Here is a 14976-nt window from a genome sequence, read left to right as displayed (position 1 = left end):
GGCCCCGGCTGTACAGGAACAGCGCGCCCGACCTGGTGATCACAGGGTCAGGCGCTCCCCCCGGAACCGCCGCCGCATCCGCCGGTCGTGCGTGACGACGACGACCGTGCCCGCAAACGAGTCGACGGCCTCCTCCAGCTCCTCGACCAGTGCCGGAGACAGGTGATTGGTCGGTTCGTCCAACAGCAGCAGGTCGGCGTCCGAGGTGGCGAGCAGCGCCACCTCGAGACGCCGGCGCTGCCCGAAGGACAGGTCCCCGACTGCACGATGCAGGTCGTCGGGGCGGAACAGGCCGAGCGAGAGCAGGTCGGCGGCAGCGTCCTCCTGGTATCCGGGCCTTCGGGAGGCGTAGGCCTCCAGCAGCGTCGCTCCGGTGGGCCACGGCTGCGGCGTCTGCCGCAGATACCCCACTCGGCCGGCTACCGCCACCGACCCCGTGTCGGGCGTTAGCTCGCCGGCGATCACGTCCAACAGCGTGGTCTTGCCGGCACCGTTCGGGCCGGTGACGAGCAGTCGGCCACCGCGCGGCACCTGCAGTCCCGCGACGGTGAGCCGGCTTCCGACGCGGACGTCGGACAGCAGCAGCGCCGGCGCATCGGAGGGCGCCGTCCCGGACACCGCCAGGGATGGGGTGAACCGCAGCGGCTCGGGAGGCGGTGCGACGGCATCGGCCGTCAGCTGTCCGATCCGCTGCTTGGCGTTGCGGATGCGGCCCATCGCGCCGTGGTCGCGGCCGCGGGCCCGGAACGCTCCGTGTCCGAACCCGGCCTTGTCCTGTTTGCGCGGAATGGCCGCCAGCCGCACCGCATTGGCATCGACCAGCCGGGCGTTGCGCGCGAGCTCGGACTTCCAGTCCTCGTACTCCTGCAGTCGTCGCCGACGCTCGGCGGCCTTCGCGGTCAGATACCCGTCGTACCCGTCGCCGTAGCGGTGGACGCCGCGATCGGCGACCTCCACGATCACCGACGTCAGCCTGTCCAGGAAGACCCGATCGTGCGTCACCGCCACGACGGTGCCGCGATGGGTGAGCAGCCGCTGCTCGAGCCAGGCGACGGCGTCGTCGTCGAGATCGTTGGTGGGTTCGTCGAGCAGCAGTAGCTCGGCGTTCGCGGCCAGACCGGTGGCCAACGCGAGCCGGGCCTGTTGCCCACCGGAGAGCGTGCCGAACGGCCGGGCGCGATCGAGATCCGGCAGGCCGAGCGCACGCAGACCGGTGTCGACCCGTTCGTCGACCGTGTACCCGTCCATGCTTTCGAACAGCGCTGTCGCGCATGTGTACTCGAACAGCAACGCGTCGAGTGCGGTGGGCGACGTGCGTGCCAGTTCCCGCTCCAAGCGGCGGATGCGGGCCTCGAGGGCCCGGACATCGCGCAGCACGTGATCGATCGCGTCCTGGACGGTCGCCTCCTCCGGAAGATCCAGGGACTGTGCGGCATACGCGAGGCCGCCCGGAGCGACGACATGCACCTCGCCGTTGTCGGCGGGCGTGTGGCCTGCGAGCAGCGCGAGCAGCGTCGACTTGCCGGACCCGTTGTCGCCGACGACGCCGACCCTCGTGCCGGGAGTGATGGCGAGGTCGACCGCGTCGAGGACCACACGGTCGCGGTATCGCTTCGACACGGAACGGAGGGAGAATTGGGAGACGGGCATGAGAGCGCTCCTTGCACCCGGAGGGGATCCGGGGAGATCGGGGAAAGGTGCCCTCGCGCAATCCGGCCCGGCCGAGCCGAACCGGAATTCTGCGCGCTCAGGACCCGCCGCGGAGCGAGCTCGACGCGGCGTCCCGATCTACTGATTCAGAGTGCCCACGAAAGCCACCGTAGCACCGGAGGATTCGCCGGACCACCGATTAATCCGGAGAATCCCCGTAATACACCTGTGGCGGTGGTCGAAGGAATCGACCACCGCCACAGGAGGTTTACGCGGAGACTCAGGCCTCGATGATGAAGGCCTCGAGCTCGGCACGAGCCTTGTCGTCGGCCATCTGGACCGGCGGGGACTTCATCAGGTACGCCGATGCCGGCAGGATCGGGCCACCGAGGCCGCGGTCCTTGGCGATCTTCGCGGCGCGGATGGCGTCGATGATGATGCCGGCCGAGTTCGGGGAGTCCCACACCTCGAGCTTGTACTCCAGGTTCAGCGGGGCATCACCGAACGCGCGACCCTCGAGGCGGACGTACGCCCACTTGCGGTCGTCGAGCCACTCGACGTAGTCGGAGGGGCCGATGTGGACGTTGCGGTCGTGGACCTTGCCTGCGAGCGAACCGGTGAGGTTCGAGGTCACGGCCTGGGTCTTGGAGACCTTCTTGGACTCCAGGCGCTCACGCTCGAGCATGTTCTTGAAGTCCATGTTGCCGCCGACGTTCAGCTGGTACGTGCGGTCCAGCACGACGCCGCGGTCCTCGAACAGCTTGGCCATCACGCGGTGGGTGATGGTGGCGCCGACCTGGCTCTTGATGTCGTCGCCGACGATCGGGACACCGGCCGCGCGGAACTTCTCGGCCCACTCCGGGTCGGAGGCGATGAAGACGGGCAGCGCGTTGACGAACGCGACACCGGCGTCGATGCAGCACTGCGCGTAGAACTTGTCGGCCTCTTCCGAGCCCACCGGCAGGTAGGACACGAGGACGTCGACCTTGGCGGCCTTGAGCGCGGCGACGACGTCGACGGGCTCGGCATCGGAGACCTCGATGGTCTGCGCGTAGTACTTGCCGATGCCGTCGAGCGTCGGGCCACGCAGGACGGGGACGTCCAGCGGCGGGACGTCGGCGATCTTGATGGTGTTGTTCTCGCTGGCGTTGATCGCCTCGGACAGGTCGAATCCGACCTTCTTGGCGTCGACGTCGAAGGCGGCGACGAACTGGACGTCGCGCACGTGGTACTGGCCGAACTTGACGTGCATCAGGCCGGGGACGGTCGAGTTCTCGTCGGCGTCCTTGTAGTACTGCACGCCCTGGACCAGGGACGAGGCACAGTTACCCACGCCCACAATGGCTACGCGCACCGCGGTGCTGTTCTCACCCATGGTCGGGTTCTCCTTCGTTTTTCTTGGGTGCTGTTGCTGTTGATGATTGTTCGGCGGCGATCAGCTCGTTGAGCCACCGCACCTCGCGCTCGCTCGATTCGAGACCGAGCTGGTGGAGTTGGCGGGTGTAGCGGTCGAGTGATCCGGTGGCCCGCCCGACGGCGTCGCGGAGGCCTTCTCGACGCTCCTCGACCTGACGTCGCCTGCCTTCCAGGATTCGCATCCGCGCCTCGGCGGGGGTGCGACTGAAGAAGGCGAGGTGAACGCCGAAACCGTCGTCGGTGTAGTTCTGGGGCCCCGTGTCCGCCACCAGCTCGGAGAAACGCTTCCGACCGGCGGGGGTGAGCTCGTACACGCGGCGCGCCCGACGCTTGACGGTGCCGTCCGCGCCTGCGTCCTCCGCGATCAGCCCGTCGGCCTGCATGCGGCGCAGGGTCGGGTAGAGCGAGCCGTAGGAGAAGGCGCGGAATGCACCGAGCAGGCCGGTCAGCCGCTTGCGGAGCTCGTAACCGTGCATGGGTGACTCGAGGAGCAGCCCGAGAATTGCGAGCTCGAGCAAGACCACACCCCCTGAGAGTCCCGAACATAACCGATAGATGCGATTGCCAACTATATCGCACCGATATATACGGACGCACGGTCATCCGAAGTTCTCGGCGGACGCCCTACCGGTCGGCCCGGTAGACGCTGCGCACTTCACCGTCGAAACCGACCGTCATGAACCCCTGTGCGCCGGTGTTCTCGTCGGTCACATGGACGCTCACGATCGACCCGTCGTCGTCGTCGCGCTGCGCGATCAGATACACCTGGGTCGGATCGCTCACACCCAGCGTGCGGTCGGCGCCGTACAGCAAACCCATGAGCCGGGCGACGTTCGGGCGGAGCTCCGCGAGGTCGACGGGCACACCCGCAGTACGCCCGGGCGAACGCCCGTTGTCGGTGAGGTGGCCGTCCTCGTAGCGGTACGACTGCTCGCTGCCGGGGGCCCCGACGACCGCGCGAGAGATCGACGCGTACTCCGGGTAGACGATCAGCCGGTCGACCTCCCCGCTGCCGAGCTGGTGTTCGATGTCGTCGAGCATCCGGCCGAAGCCGGCTGCCGTGGTCAGCTCCACCGACGACGCCCCGGACGACGCCGGAACGACGTCGCGATCCGAGGTGACCGCAACGATGCCGCAGATCACGACGACCGCGGCCGACAGCGCGACTGCCCAGCGTGTGCTCGTCGACGTCGACGCCGACGTCGACGCGGTGGCGCCGCTCAGGGCCGGCGGTGCCTGCAGGTCGCCGACGAGCCGGTCGAGGTCGTCGAGCGTGCGCGCCGACTGTGCCGCCTCCGTTCGCCTCCGGTGCTCGACGTGGCTCAGTTGGCCGTCGGTGAAGGCGGCGTCGAGTGCCGCCCGCACCGCGGTGCGGTCGACGTCGCGGGCACGAATCCGCGTCGGCGTTCGTCCGGGGAGCCGGTTCGACACGGTCACCGTCCCTCGGCCGGCGAGATGTCCACGACGGTGCCGTCCATCCGTGTGTCGATCATGCCCGTGCGTTCCTCGTGATCCTGGAAGAGGACCGAGACGAGGACGTCGTCGGGCGGATCCGGGCGTACGAAGACGTGTTCCGCGTGCGCCGTCGGAAGCCCGACCCGGTCCGCCCCGGAAGCGAGCACCTCGGCGAGCCGGTCGACGTCGAGGGTCGCGAGGTCGACGGTGACGGTGCCGAGCTCGCGCCCGTCCGGTCCCCGCGATGTCGAGAAGCCGCCCCGGAAGCTCCAGTCCTGCGCCCGATGCGGCTGGTCCGGAAGCGCCCTGGTGAAGAACGCGTAGGTCGGGTAGAAGATCACATCGTCGACCAGCAGATCGCCGAACTTCTGCTGATACCGAGTCAGGAAGTCACGGATGCCCTCGGCGGATACCGGGTCGTACGCCTCCACCACGATCGGCTCCGGTTCGCCGGCCGGGATCGGCGCCGCTCCGGCCGCAGCCACGGTCTCCGGCGCGGTGTCGCCGCCCCGGTTCGTGTACAGCGCTGTCGCGCCGATCGCCAGGACCGCGACGACGACAGCCGCTACTGCGCGACCCTCGATCGGAGTGCGTGGCGTCGGTGTGGATTCGCGTGCGGCTTCGACGAGGTGGGCAGGGATCTGCAGATCCGCGACGAGAGAGGCGAGTTCCCCGAGCGTCTTCGCCTGCATGGCCTGTGTGGTGCGGTTCTGGTACTCGGTGGGGTCGAGCTGACCCTCGCCGTACCCGGCGTCGAGAAGCGCACAGGTCTGCGCACGGTCGATGTCACGGGCGCGCTTTCTGGCGGAGACTCGCTCTGGCACGCGGTGATCATAGGGAACCGGTCGGAATGTCGCGTGTCCGCGTCCACGGGGTTCCAGCGGTCTATCGGTCGGCGCCGCGGACGGCGCGGACCTGACCGTCGAAGCCCACCGTCAGGAAGCCGCTCGTACCCTGCTCGTCGTTTCCCAGGTAGATCTCGGCCGTCGGCCCGTGCTCGTCCTGTTCGATCGAGATGTGCGTCGACGTCGGGTCGGCGACGGCGAGCGTGCGATCGGCGCCGTAGAGCAGGCCGATCACGGTGGGTACGTTCGGGCGCAGCGGGGCGAGATCGATCGGTACGCCGTTGCCGCTGCGCGGCGACGGGGAGCCCTCCGTGAAGCGGGCTTCGCCGTCGTCCATCTCGTACTGATAGGAGACCGACATCCCGGGCTTTCCCGGCACGGGACGGTTGAACAGCGCGTACTCGGGATAGATGTCGAGCGCGTCGACCGTGGAGTCGCCGAACTTCCGCTGGATCTCGTCCAGCAGTCGAACGAGCCCGGCGGCGGTGGTCAGCTTCGCGGGGCCGGAGGAGCTCGCCGTGTGATCGGTGCCCGCCGAGTGGCCCCACCGGCCGGTCCCGACCACCACGAGCAGCCCGGCCACGACGACGGCCGCCGCGCCGACGACCGCGATCAGGCGTCGGTTCCGTTGCCGCGGCGAATCGGTCGCCGTGCCACGAGGAGCGGTCACGGTCAGCCGCCGGCGCGCGACGGGGCGGAGACGTCGGTGACGACCCCGTCGAACGTCGCGTAGAGGTGTCCGGAGAACAGGCCGGGGTCCTCGACGTAGACCAGGATCTCGGGCTCGTCGGTGATCGGGTTGGGCCTGATGATGATGCTGTCGACCCGGCCGCCCGGCAGTCCCAACGTCGACGGTGCGTCCCGGATCAGGTTCCGGAGCCCTTCGATCCGGAGTCCGGCGAGGTCGACCGACGCGTCGGACGGACGGGAGGACGGCGACCCACTCGGATTGAAACCGCGGTAGTAGTCCCAACGCTGGACGCGATGCGGCTGCTCCGGCAGCATCCGGGTGAAGGTGGCGTAGCGCTGCTTGAGATACAGCTCGTCGACGATCTGGTCGCCGAACTTGATCTGGAACTGTTGGAGGAACTCCTCGATCCCCTCGGCGGTTGTCGTGTCGATCGGCTCGATCACGATCGCGTCGGGCTCGCCCGGAATCGGTGCGGGTGCCGGTGCCGCGGCCGGTCGTTCGGCGGCCACGACCTCGCGGACGGGGTCCGTCTGCGGGCTCGCGTCGTCACCGCGTGTGACGACGGCCACGAGACCGATCACGACGGCCACCGCAACGACGGCCGCGGCGATCACCGGACCCCGGCGCTTGCGGCAGGAACCGGGGGCCTCGCGGACCACCGCCTCGGACAGGTGCGCCGGGATCTGCAGATCGGACACCAGCGCGTCGAGTTCACCCAGAGTCTTCGCCTTCATCGCGGCGGCCGTGCGGGTGTCGTACTCGCTGGTTGTCAGCTGGCCCTCGCTGTATCCGGCGTCGAGCAGTCCACAGGTCTGCGCACGATCGATGTCGCGCGCGCGTGTGCGTGCGGAAGCCTGTCCGGACATGGTCATGAGTTTAGGTAACGGCCCCAGGGACGCGGCGACGCCGTCCCGCCCCGCCGTCCGGCGCCTGTCAAGACCTTGTGTTCGTCCCCACGTGCGGTCACTCCCGCTCCACCCCACCGACGGTGGACGCACGTACTCTGGTCTCCGTGCGGATACAGCGGCAGGTCGTGGATTACGCGCTGCAGCGACGGTCCCTGCTGTCCGAGGTGTACTCGGGGCGGACCGGCGTCAGCGCGGTCTGCGATGCGAGCCCGTACCTGCTGCGTGCGGCCAAGTTCCACGGCCGCCGTAGCGAGGTGATGTGCCCGATCTGTCGTAAAGAAGAGTTGACCCTCGTATCTTGGGTGTTCGGCGACAAGCTGGGTCCGGTGTCGGGGTCGGCACGGACACCCGAGGAACTGGTTCGTCTGGCCGCGACCGAGGAGGAGTTCTCGGTTCACGTCGTCGAGGTGTGCCGCACATGCAGCTGGAACCACCTGGTCCAGTCCTACGTTCTCGGTGCAGTGCCTGCACCGAAACGGCCGCGGAGGTCTTCGTCCCCGCGTCGCCGCACCGCGAGCGAGTAGGGATCCGACAGCTGTGCCCACCGACCGACGCAACCGAGGACTGCCCACAGTCACTCGATTACTGGAGATTCGTACGTGAGTTCCCCCAACAACCCTCAGGGTCGAGCCAACGGACCTAGACGTCCCAACGGCCCGCAGCAGAGTGGACGACCGGCCGGGCAGCAGCCCGGCCGACCTGTGGGTGGCCCCGCGCCGCGCCGCAACCCCGGCCCACCGCCGGGGGGCCGCCCCGCAGCACCGCGGCAGCCGCAGGGCGGACGCCCCCCGCAGGGTGGACGTCCCCCGCAGGGTGGTGCGCGTCCGGCTACGGGCGGCGGCGGTGGCCGCGGTCCCGGTGGGCGTCCGCCGGTCGGTCCGCCGCCCACGGCCCGCAAGTCGGGTGGGGGTTCGGGCGGTCAGCCGCCCAAGGGGCCGAAGAAGACCAAGTCGAGCAAGTGGAAGATCGCACGACGCGTCACCGCCGCGGTGGTGGCCGTCGGGCTGATCGTCCCGATCCTCGGCTTCATGGTCGCTTACATCTTCGCGGACGTCCCACGCCCCGGAGACATGAAGACGAATCAGGTGGCGACCATCCTGGCGTCCGACGGCACCACCGAGATCACGCGCGTCGTGCCGCCGGAGGGTAACCGCACCGAGGTCACGATCGACCAGATCCCGGCCCACGTGCGCAACGCCGTGCTCGCCGCCGAGGACCGTGACTTCTACTCCAACCCGGGCTTCTCGGTCACCGGCTTCGCCCGCGCGGCGCGCGACAACGTGCTCGGCCGCGACAGCGCAGGCGGCGGGTCGACGATCACCCAGCAGTACGTCAAGAACGCGCTCGTGGGTTCGGAGCGGTCGCTCACTCGCAAGATGAAGGAACTGGTCATCTCCTCGAAGATGGCCAAGCAGTGGTCCAAGGACGAGATCCTGGCCGCCTACCTGAACACGATCTACTTCGGTCGTGGCGCGTACGGCATCGCGGCGGCCTCGAAGGCGTACTTCGGCAAGCCGGTCGAGGAACTGACCGTGTCCGAGGGCGCCGTGCTGGCCGCGGTCATCCAGCAGCCGTCGGGGCTCGATCCGGAGTTCAACCCGACCGGTGCGCAGTCGCGCTGGAACTACGTCCTCGACGGCATGGTCGGCAGCGGCACACTCAACTCGGCCGATCGTGCGGCAGCTCAGTTCCCGCAGGTCATTCCGTCCGCCGAGGTCGACAACGGCGGCGGTGCCGGCGGCCCCGAGGGTCTCGTGAAGCAGCAGGTGCTGCAGGAACTCTCGGCGTCGGGGATCAGTGAGCAGGACCTCAACACCGAGGGCCTGCAGATCACCACGACGATCGATCCGAAGGCGCAGCAGGCCGCGATCGACGCCGTCGAGACCTACATGGAGGGCGAGCCCGAGGAGTTGCGCACCGCCGTCGTGTCGGTCGATCCGCGCAGCGGCGCCGTGCGCGCCTACTACGGCGGCCAGGACGGCTCCGGCTACGACTTCGCGCAGGCCGGCCTGCAGACCGGATCGTCGTTCAAGGTGTTCGGTCTCGCGGCCGCACTGGACCAGGGGATTCCGCTGTCGCAGATGTACGACAGCGGCCCGCTCACCGTCAACGGCATCTCGATCGGCAACGTCGAAGGCGAATCCTGCGGCACGTGCACCATCGCCGAGGCGCTCAAGCGGTCGCTCAACACGAGCTTCTACCGACAGATGCTGTCGATGGACAACGGTCCGCAGGCCATCGCCGACATGGCGCACAAGGCCGGCATCCCCGAGGAGATTCCCGGGGTCGGCAAGTCGCTCACCGAGCCCGACGGCAACGGCCCCAACAACGGCATCGTGCTGGGCCAGTACCAGTCGCGGCCGCTCGACATGGCGTCCGCGTACGCGACGCTGGCCGCGTCGGGTGTGTACCACCAGCCGTACTTCGTGCAGAAGGTCGTCACCGCCGACGGCACCGTGCTGCTCGACCGCGGCACGCCGGCCGGTGAGGAGCGCATCGACGACGCCGTCGCCGACAACACCACTGCCGCGATGACCCCGATCGCCGCGTACTCGCGCGGCCACGGCCTGGCGGGTGGACGCCCGTCGGCGTCGAAGACCGGCACCGCGCAGCTCGGTGACACCGGCGCCAACAAGGACGCCTGGATGGTCGGCTACACCCCGTCGCTGTCGACCGCCGTGTGGGTGGGCACCGAGCAGGGTCTGCCGCTGGTGAACAGCTACGGCGGCATGATCTACGGCTCGGGTCTGCCGTCGGACATCTGGAAGGCCACGATGGACGGCGCACTCAAGGGCACGGACGTCGAGAAGTTCCCGACGCCCAAGCCGATCGCCGGTGTCGCGGGTGTGCCCGCGTACTCGGCCCCGGCAGCGCCCAAGACGACGACCCAGGCGCCCCCGAGCACCTCGGAAACCACGACGACGCGGCCGCCGCTCGAGATCACCACGAGCAACGTGGAGATCCTGCCCGGCGTGACGATCCCGATCCCGGGGATCCGACCGGGGCAGACCACGGAACCCACCCCGACGCAGTCCCCCGACGCGTCGTCCGAGGAGCAGGAGCCGCCCGCCGCGGGTGGCAACGCTCCACAGGGACAGCAGCGGCCCGCGCCGCAGCCGGTACCCGCCGGGTAGCGGATTCCCGGTAGCCTCGCGGAGTGGCCGACACTACTGCGGGCAGCACCGAAGACAGGATCGGCGGTGAGTTGGTGTCTCCGGCACCACTCGCCGCCGATCGTCGTTCCGCCGACTGGCGGGACGTCCCCGGCCACACGGATCCGCTGACGTCGAAGTTGGCGGCGACGATCGGCGGCCCTGTGGGCCGGCACGCGCTGATCGGCCGGACCCGCTTCTTCACCCCGATGAGGGTGATCCTGCTGCTGGCCGTCGTCTTCCTCGCGCTCGGCTGGTTCACCAAGGCCGGCTGCATCCAGCAGGCCCCGGTGGGCGCGGACGGCGCTCTCGGGCTGGACTGGAGCGGCAACCGCCAGTACGTCGCGATGTGTTACTCCGACACCGTCCCGCTGTACGGTGCCGAGCACCTCGACGAGGGCGCGTTCCCCTACAAGAAGTGGTGGGAGGAACCGAGATCCGACGGCTCGATCCAGCAGCGGTACATGGAGTACCCGGTGCTGTCGGGTCTGTACCAGTACGGCTCGATGGTGGTCGCGAAGGCGTGGGACGCGACGCCGTGGTTGCCCGGTGGCCTGCAGGTGGCGATCTACTTCAACGTCGTCGCGTTCGGTCTGGCGATGGCGTGGCTGGTGACGGTGTGGGCGAGCGCGCTGTTGGCCGGCAGGCGGGTGTGGGACGCCGCCCTCGTCGCGTGCTCGCCGCTGGTGATCGTGCACGCGTTCACCAACTTCGACCCGCTCGCGACGGCGTTCGCGATGGGAGGCCTGCTGGCGTGGGCGCGCAGACGGCCGGTGCTCGCGGGCATCCTGCTCGGGCTGGGCGGCGCCGCCAAACTGTTCCCGCTGATGCTGCTCGGCCCGCTGCTGGTGTTGTGTCTGCGGTCTGGACGGATGCGCGACTGGACGCGCGCGACGCTCGCGGCGGCCGCCGCGTGGCTGGTGGTGAATCTGCCGATCGCGCTGCTGTTCCCGCGTGGTTGGGCCGAGTTCTTCCGGCTCAACTCCGAACGCGGCGCCGATCCCGACTCGATCTACAACGTCATCGCGTCGTTCACCGGATGGACCGGATTCGACGGACCGCTCGCGCCGGGTGAGTCGCCGTCCGTGCTGAACGCCGTCACGCTGCTGCTGTTCGCCGCGGTGTGTGTCGGCATCGGGTACGTCGCGCTCACCGCGCCGCGTCGTCCGCGCGTGGCGCAACTGTGCTTCCTGCTGGTCGCCGGCTTCCTACTCACCAACAAGGTGTGGAGTCCGCAGTACTCGTTGTGGCTGGTGCCACTCGCCGTCCTGGCCCTGCCGCACCGTCGGATCCTCTTGGCTTGGATGACGATCGACGCACTCGTGTGGGTGCCGCGAATGATGTACTACCTGGGCGTCTCCAACAAGGGGCTGCCCGAGGAATGGTTCACCGGCGCCGTCGTCGTGCGTGACCTGGCCGTCGTCGCGCTGTGCGTGCTGGTCCTACGGCAGATCTACCGCCCGGCCGACGACCTCGTGCGGTTCGGATTCATCGACGACCCCGCGGGAGGCGTCCTCGATCAGGCCGAGGACGCACCGCCGAGATGGCTGCCGCCGTGGCTGCGGCCCAAGGTGCCACCGGCTCCGGTCGAGGAACCGGTCCACGCGAGGTAGAGAGTGTCCTTCCGGCCGCTCAGACCCGCAGTCCGGTGAACGGTTCGAACGGAAGATTCCTGACCACGAACCACACCGCGAGGGTCGAACCGACGGCGACGGGAACCCAGCCGGGCCGTCGCGTGCTCTCGCCGCGGCGCCCACGCACCGATCGGAACACCCACACCACGTATGCGACCACGAGCACGACCGCGGCGACGACCCCGACGACGTTGTACCGCAGCGCGCCCGGAACGTCGAAGTGCAGCAGCGCGTACAGCATTCGAGAGCTGCCGCACAGCGGACAGTCGAGGCCCAGCAGCGCCTGCGTGGGGCAGGTCGGGATGGGTCCACCGGGCACGGTGGGGTTCGCCCGGACGACGAAGCCGCAGACCGCGAACGCGGCGGCGGCCACTGCCGCGGGTGCGGCGAGGCGACGTAGCCCTCGATGCGCAGGCGGGACGGTCACGGGATCCAGTGCATCACAAGGATGCCGGCGGGGCGCGGAGCCGCGGTTCACCGCGAGCGCGCCGTCGTCGCGGTGACCGGACGTTCCCGGACGAGGTCGGCCGATGTCGTGGGCGCCCGGGTCCCGCCCGCGTAGCGGCGCAACGGTACCCGCGTGAACAGCACGAAGAACACCACCAGCAGTGCGGCCTGACTCCACACGCCCAACTCGACGAGGAACCGTGCGACCTCCGCGTCCGAGTTCGTCGCGAGGGCGTCGAACCAGCGGAACACCGCGATTCCGAGCACGGCGTCGGCGACCAGGTACGTGCCGACCAGCGACCAGGGGATCCGGAGCAGCACCAGGAACGGCAGCAGCCACAGCGTGTACTGCGGCGAGTGCACCTTGTGCAGCAGGACGAACGCGCACAGCATCGACGCGCTGACACCGATCCACGGGTAGACGCCCTCGCGTCCGTACCGGCGCCAGCCCAGCCACAACGCGAGCGCGAAGCCGGCGGCGAGCGCCAACGGGGACAGCGTGCCGACGAGAGCGTGGTACGACGCGCTCCCCCGATCGCCGGCGCCCATCAGCGGACGCAGGCCCCAGTACCAGATGCTGTTGCTGGTGAGGTCGGCCTCGCGCAGTTGCTGGAACGAGAAGGACGCGCGCCAGCCCGTGTAGTCGTGCACCGCGAACGGCAGGTTGATCGCCGCCACCGTCGCCGCCGCGGCGCCGACCACGGCGGCGGCGCCGCGGACGTCGAGGTCGTCGCGCGCCCGGTTCCGGGTGAGGACGTACAGCGCGAGGGGCAGCACGAACAGGCCCGGATAGAGCTTGAGGCAGAACCCCACGCCCAACAGCACCGCCGCGAGCACCCCGCGGGTGCGCACCGACCACCGGCCCGTCGCCATCACCGCGATCGCTGCGACCGACGTCGCGACCACGGGCAGTTCCCAGTTGTGGAATCCGTACAGCAACAGCGGCGGGGTGGCCGCCCACAGCAGCGCGGTGCGTCCGGTGAGCCGGCGGAGCATCCACGCCGTCGCCAGCCCGAACGGCGCCAGCAGCAGCGCCGAGTGCTGGAAGAACTCGGCATCGGTGTGCGCGCCGATCGCCCCGAGCCACATCAGCAACCCGGTGAGCACCGGATATTCGACGGTGCCGCCGGTGAGCAAGCCGTCGGGCGTGATGCCGCCGGTGTAGGGGAACAGGTGCTGGTCGATGCCGCGTCCGAGCCACAGGAGTTGGACGTCGGAGTAGCAGACGTCGGAGTCCTTGATCCGATCGAAGATCAGACTGCGACCGTCGGCGCCGAACGGTGGACCGATGCAGCGAGCCTTGTCCAGGTAACCGAGCAACAGGGTGAGCACGCATGCGGTGAGAACGGTGACCGTCGTCCCTCCGGCCCGGAGGTGCCCCGTCGCCCGCATGGATCCAGCGTAGGGCGATCCCGCGGTCCCGTGGGACCGGCGAGCCCCGGCCGGATCCGACTGCGAGGTCAATTTCGCAGGTCAAAGGGCACTCGTGTACCCTGCAAAGGTTGCTGACGCAACGACCCTCCTGCCACGGACAGTCCGTGGCCGTTTCACAGTCCATAGGAGGTGATGAGGTCTTATGCGTCATTACGAATTGATGGTCATCCTCGACCCCAGCCTGGACGAGCGCACTGTCGCCCCGTCGCTGGATACGTTCCTGAATGTCGTCCGCAAGGACGGCGGCAATGTCGACAAGGTCGATGTCTGGGGCAAGCGTCGTCTCGCGTTCGAGATCGCGAAGAACGCCGAAGGCATCTACGCGGTCGTCGACATCACCGCCGAGCCGGCCACCGTCAAGGAGCTCGACCGTCAGCTGGGTCTGAACGAGTCGGTGCTTCGTACGAAGGTCCTGCGCCACGGCAAGTGATTCCCGTCTGATCCGGGGACGGGCGCTGGTCGTCAGTATCAGCACCTAGGCTCTGGACCAACAGGAACTCCACAAACAGCAGGAGGAACCACATGGCAGGCGACACCGTAATCACCGTCATCGGAAACCTGACGGCTGATCCCGAGCTTCGTTTCACCCCGGCGGGTGCCGCGGTCGCGAACTTCACCGTTGCGTCCACGCCCCGCACCTTCGATCGTCAGACGAACGAGTGGAAGGACGGCGAAGCGCTGTTCTTGCGCTGCAACATCTGGCGTGAGGCGGCGGAGAACGTTGCGGAGAGCTTGACCCGTGGCTCGCGAGTGATCGTGAGCGGACGGCTCAAGCAGCGGTCGTACGAGACCCGTGAGGGCGAGAAGCGCACTGTCGTGGAGCTCGAGGTCGACGAGATCGGCCCGTCGCTCCGTTACGCCACTGCCAAGGTCAACAAGGCCAACCGCGGAGGCGGTGGCGGTGGTGGCTTCGGTGGTTCTTCCGGCGGATCCGGCGGCGGACGTCCGGCGTCCAACTACAACAGCAGTCCCGGCGGAGAAGATCCGTGGGGCAGCGCGCCGCAGGCGGGCTCCTTCGGGGGCTCCCGCGGCGGGGACGACGAACCGCCGTTCTGATCCGTACCCGATCGGAACATCCAGAAAACGGAGATAGACATGCCGAAGCCGCCGCTGCGCGACAAGGTTATGAAGAAGAAGGTCTGCACGTTCTGCAAGGAAAAGAACACGCAGATCGATTACAAGGACACGGCACTGCTGCGTAAGTACGTCAGCGACCGCGGCAAGATCCGCGCCCGCCGCGTCACCGGCAACTGCGTCCAGCACCAGCGGGACATCGCGGTTGCCGTGAAGAACTCGCGTGAGGTTGCCCTGCTGCCTTACGTCTCGACGGCTCGCTGAGGAAAG

15 protein-coding genes are annotated in these 14976 nt (G+C 68.8%); 6 read left to right on the top strand and 9 right to left on the bottom strand.

Annotated elements, in window-relative coordinates; translation table 11 throughout:
• Positions 1 to 39: 39 nt before the first annotated feature.
• The 7 genes from abc-f to A6I89_RS10905 form a co-directional block, all read right to left on the bottom strand.
• On the bottom strand, positions 40 to 1650 hold the full coding sequence (gene abc-f, locus A6I89_RS10935; protein WP_022598572.1) for a ribosomal protection-like ABC-F family protein: 1611 nt from the start codon (positions 1648 to 1650) through the stop codon (positions 40 to 42).
• 280 nt (positions 1651 to 1930) lie between these two features.
• Positions 1931 to 3025, bottom strand: coding sequence for an inositol-3-phosphate synthase (locus A6I89_RS10930; protein ID WP_022598570.1), 1095 nt, complete (start codon positions 3023 to 3025; stop codon positions 1931 to 1933).
• Complete coding sequence (locus A6I89_RS10925; protein ID WP_022598568.1) at positions 3018 to 3584, bottom strand: PadR family transcriptional regulator; 567 nt, start codon at positions 3582 to 3584, stop codon at positions 3018 to 3020. The genes A6I89_RS10930 and A6I89_RS10925 overlap by 8 nt, the downstream gene beginning before the upstream one ends.
• 106 nt (positions 3585 to 3690) lie before the next feature.
• Positions 3691 to 4497, bottom strand: a complete 807-nt coding sequence (locus tag A6I89_RS10920; RefSeq protein ID WP_226347419.1) for a DUF1707 SHOCT-like domain-containing protein — start codon at positions 4495 to 4497, stop codon at positions 3691 to 3693.
• A gap of 2 nt (positions 4498 to 4499) precedes the next feature.
• Positions 4500 to 5345, bottom strand: a complete 846-nt coding sequence (locus tag A6I89_RS10915; protein ID WP_022598564.1) for a DUF1707 SHOCT-like domain-containing protein — start codon at positions 5343 to 5345, stop codon at positions 4500 to 4502.
• 61 nt (positions 5346 to 5406) lie between these two features.
• Positions 5407 to 6036, bottom strand: a complete 630-nt coding sequence (locus A6I89_RS10910) for a hypothetical protein (protein WP_022598562.1) — start codon at positions 6034 to 6036, stop codon at positions 5407 to 5409.
• 2 nt (positions 6037 to 6038) lie between these two features.
• Positions 6039 to 6923, bottom strand: a complete 885-nt coding sequence (locus A6I89_RS10905) for a DUF1707 SHOCT-like domain-containing protein (protein ID WP_044991511.1) — start codon at positions 6921 to 6923, stop codon at positions 6039 to 6041.
• A 146-nt stretch (positions 6924 to 7069) separates the two neighbouring features.
• On the opposite strand from A6I89_RS10905, the gene A6I89_RS10900 reads away from it, so the two are divergent.
• From A6I89_RS10900 to A6I89_RS10890, 3 genes are all read left to right on the top strand, one after another.
• A complete protein-coding gene (locus A6I89_RS10900) occupies positions 7070 to 7489 on the top strand; it encodes a DUF5318 domain-containing protein (RefSeq protein WP_005516753.1) in 420 nt (139 codons plus the stop codon).
• 468 nt (positions 7490 to 7957) lie between these two features.
• The gene (locus A6I89_RS10895; RefSeq protein ID WP_414477678.1) at positions 7958 to 10099 is read left to right on the top strand and encodes a transglycosylase domain-containing protein; all 2142 of its coding nucleotides are present in this window, start codon (positions 7958 to 7960) and stop codon (positions 10097 to 10099) included.
• 23 nt (positions 10100 to 10122) lie between these two features.
• Positions 10123 to 11730: a glycosyltransferase family 87 protein gene (locus tag A6I89_RS10890; protein WP_022598555.1), complete on the top strand. Its 1608-nt coding sequence runs from the start codon at positions 10123 to 10125 to the stop codon at positions 11728 to 11730.
• A gap of 19 nt (positions 11731 to 11749) precedes the next feature.
• Here A6I89_RS10890 and A6I89_RS10885 read toward each other — a convergent pair whose 3' ends face one another.
• Entirely contained in the window at positions 11750 to 12178 is a 429-nt protein-coding gene (locus A6I89_RS10885) for a DUF2752 domain-containing protein (protein WP_044991492.1), read from the bottom strand.
• Positions 12179 to 12225: 47 nt separating this feature from the next.
• The gene (locus A6I89_RS10880; protein ID WP_022598551.1) at positions 12226 to 13590 is read right to left on the bottom strand and encodes a glycosyltransferase 87 family protein; all 1365 of its coding nucleotides are present in this window, start codon (positions 13588 to 13590) and stop codon (positions 12226 to 12228) included.
• A 184-nt stretch (positions 13591 to 13774) separates the two neighbouring features.
• On the opposite strand from A6I89_RS10880, the gene rpsF reads away from it, so the two are divergent.
• The 3 genes from rpsF to rpsR all read left to right on the top strand — a co-directional run bounded on the left by rpsF (position 13775) and on the right by rpsR (position 14970).
• On the top strand, positions 13775 to 14062 hold the full coding sequence (rpsF, locus tag A6I89_RS10875; RefSeq protein WP_005516767.1) for a 30S ribosomal protein S6: 288 nt from the start codon (positions 13775 to 13777) through the stop codon (positions 14060 to 14062).
• A gap of 92 nt (positions 14063 to 14154) precedes the next feature.
• Positions 14155 to 14688 (top strand): single-stranded DNA-binding protein, encoded by a 534-nt coding sequence (locus tag A6I89_RS10870; protein ID WP_005516768.1) that lies wholly within the window; start codon positions 14155 to 14157, stop codon positions 14686 to 14688.
• A gap of 39 nt (positions 14689 to 14727) precedes the next feature.
• Positions 14728 to 14970: a 30S ribosomal protein S18 gene (gene rpsR, locus A6I89_RS10865; protein ID WP_005516769.1), complete on the top strand. Its 243-nt coding sequence runs from the start codon at positions 14728 to 14730 to the stop codon at positions 14968 to 14970.
• Positions 14971 to 14976: the final 6 nt, after the last annotated feature.

This window comes from Prescottella equi (assembly GCF_002094305.1).
Lineage (GTDB): Bacteria > Actinomycetota > Actinomycetes > Mycobacteriales > Mycobacteriaceae > Prescottella > Prescottella equi.
The sequence above is the reverse complement of the archived record's forward strand: the minus strand, read 5'-3'. Positions and strand labels throughout refer to the sequence as shown.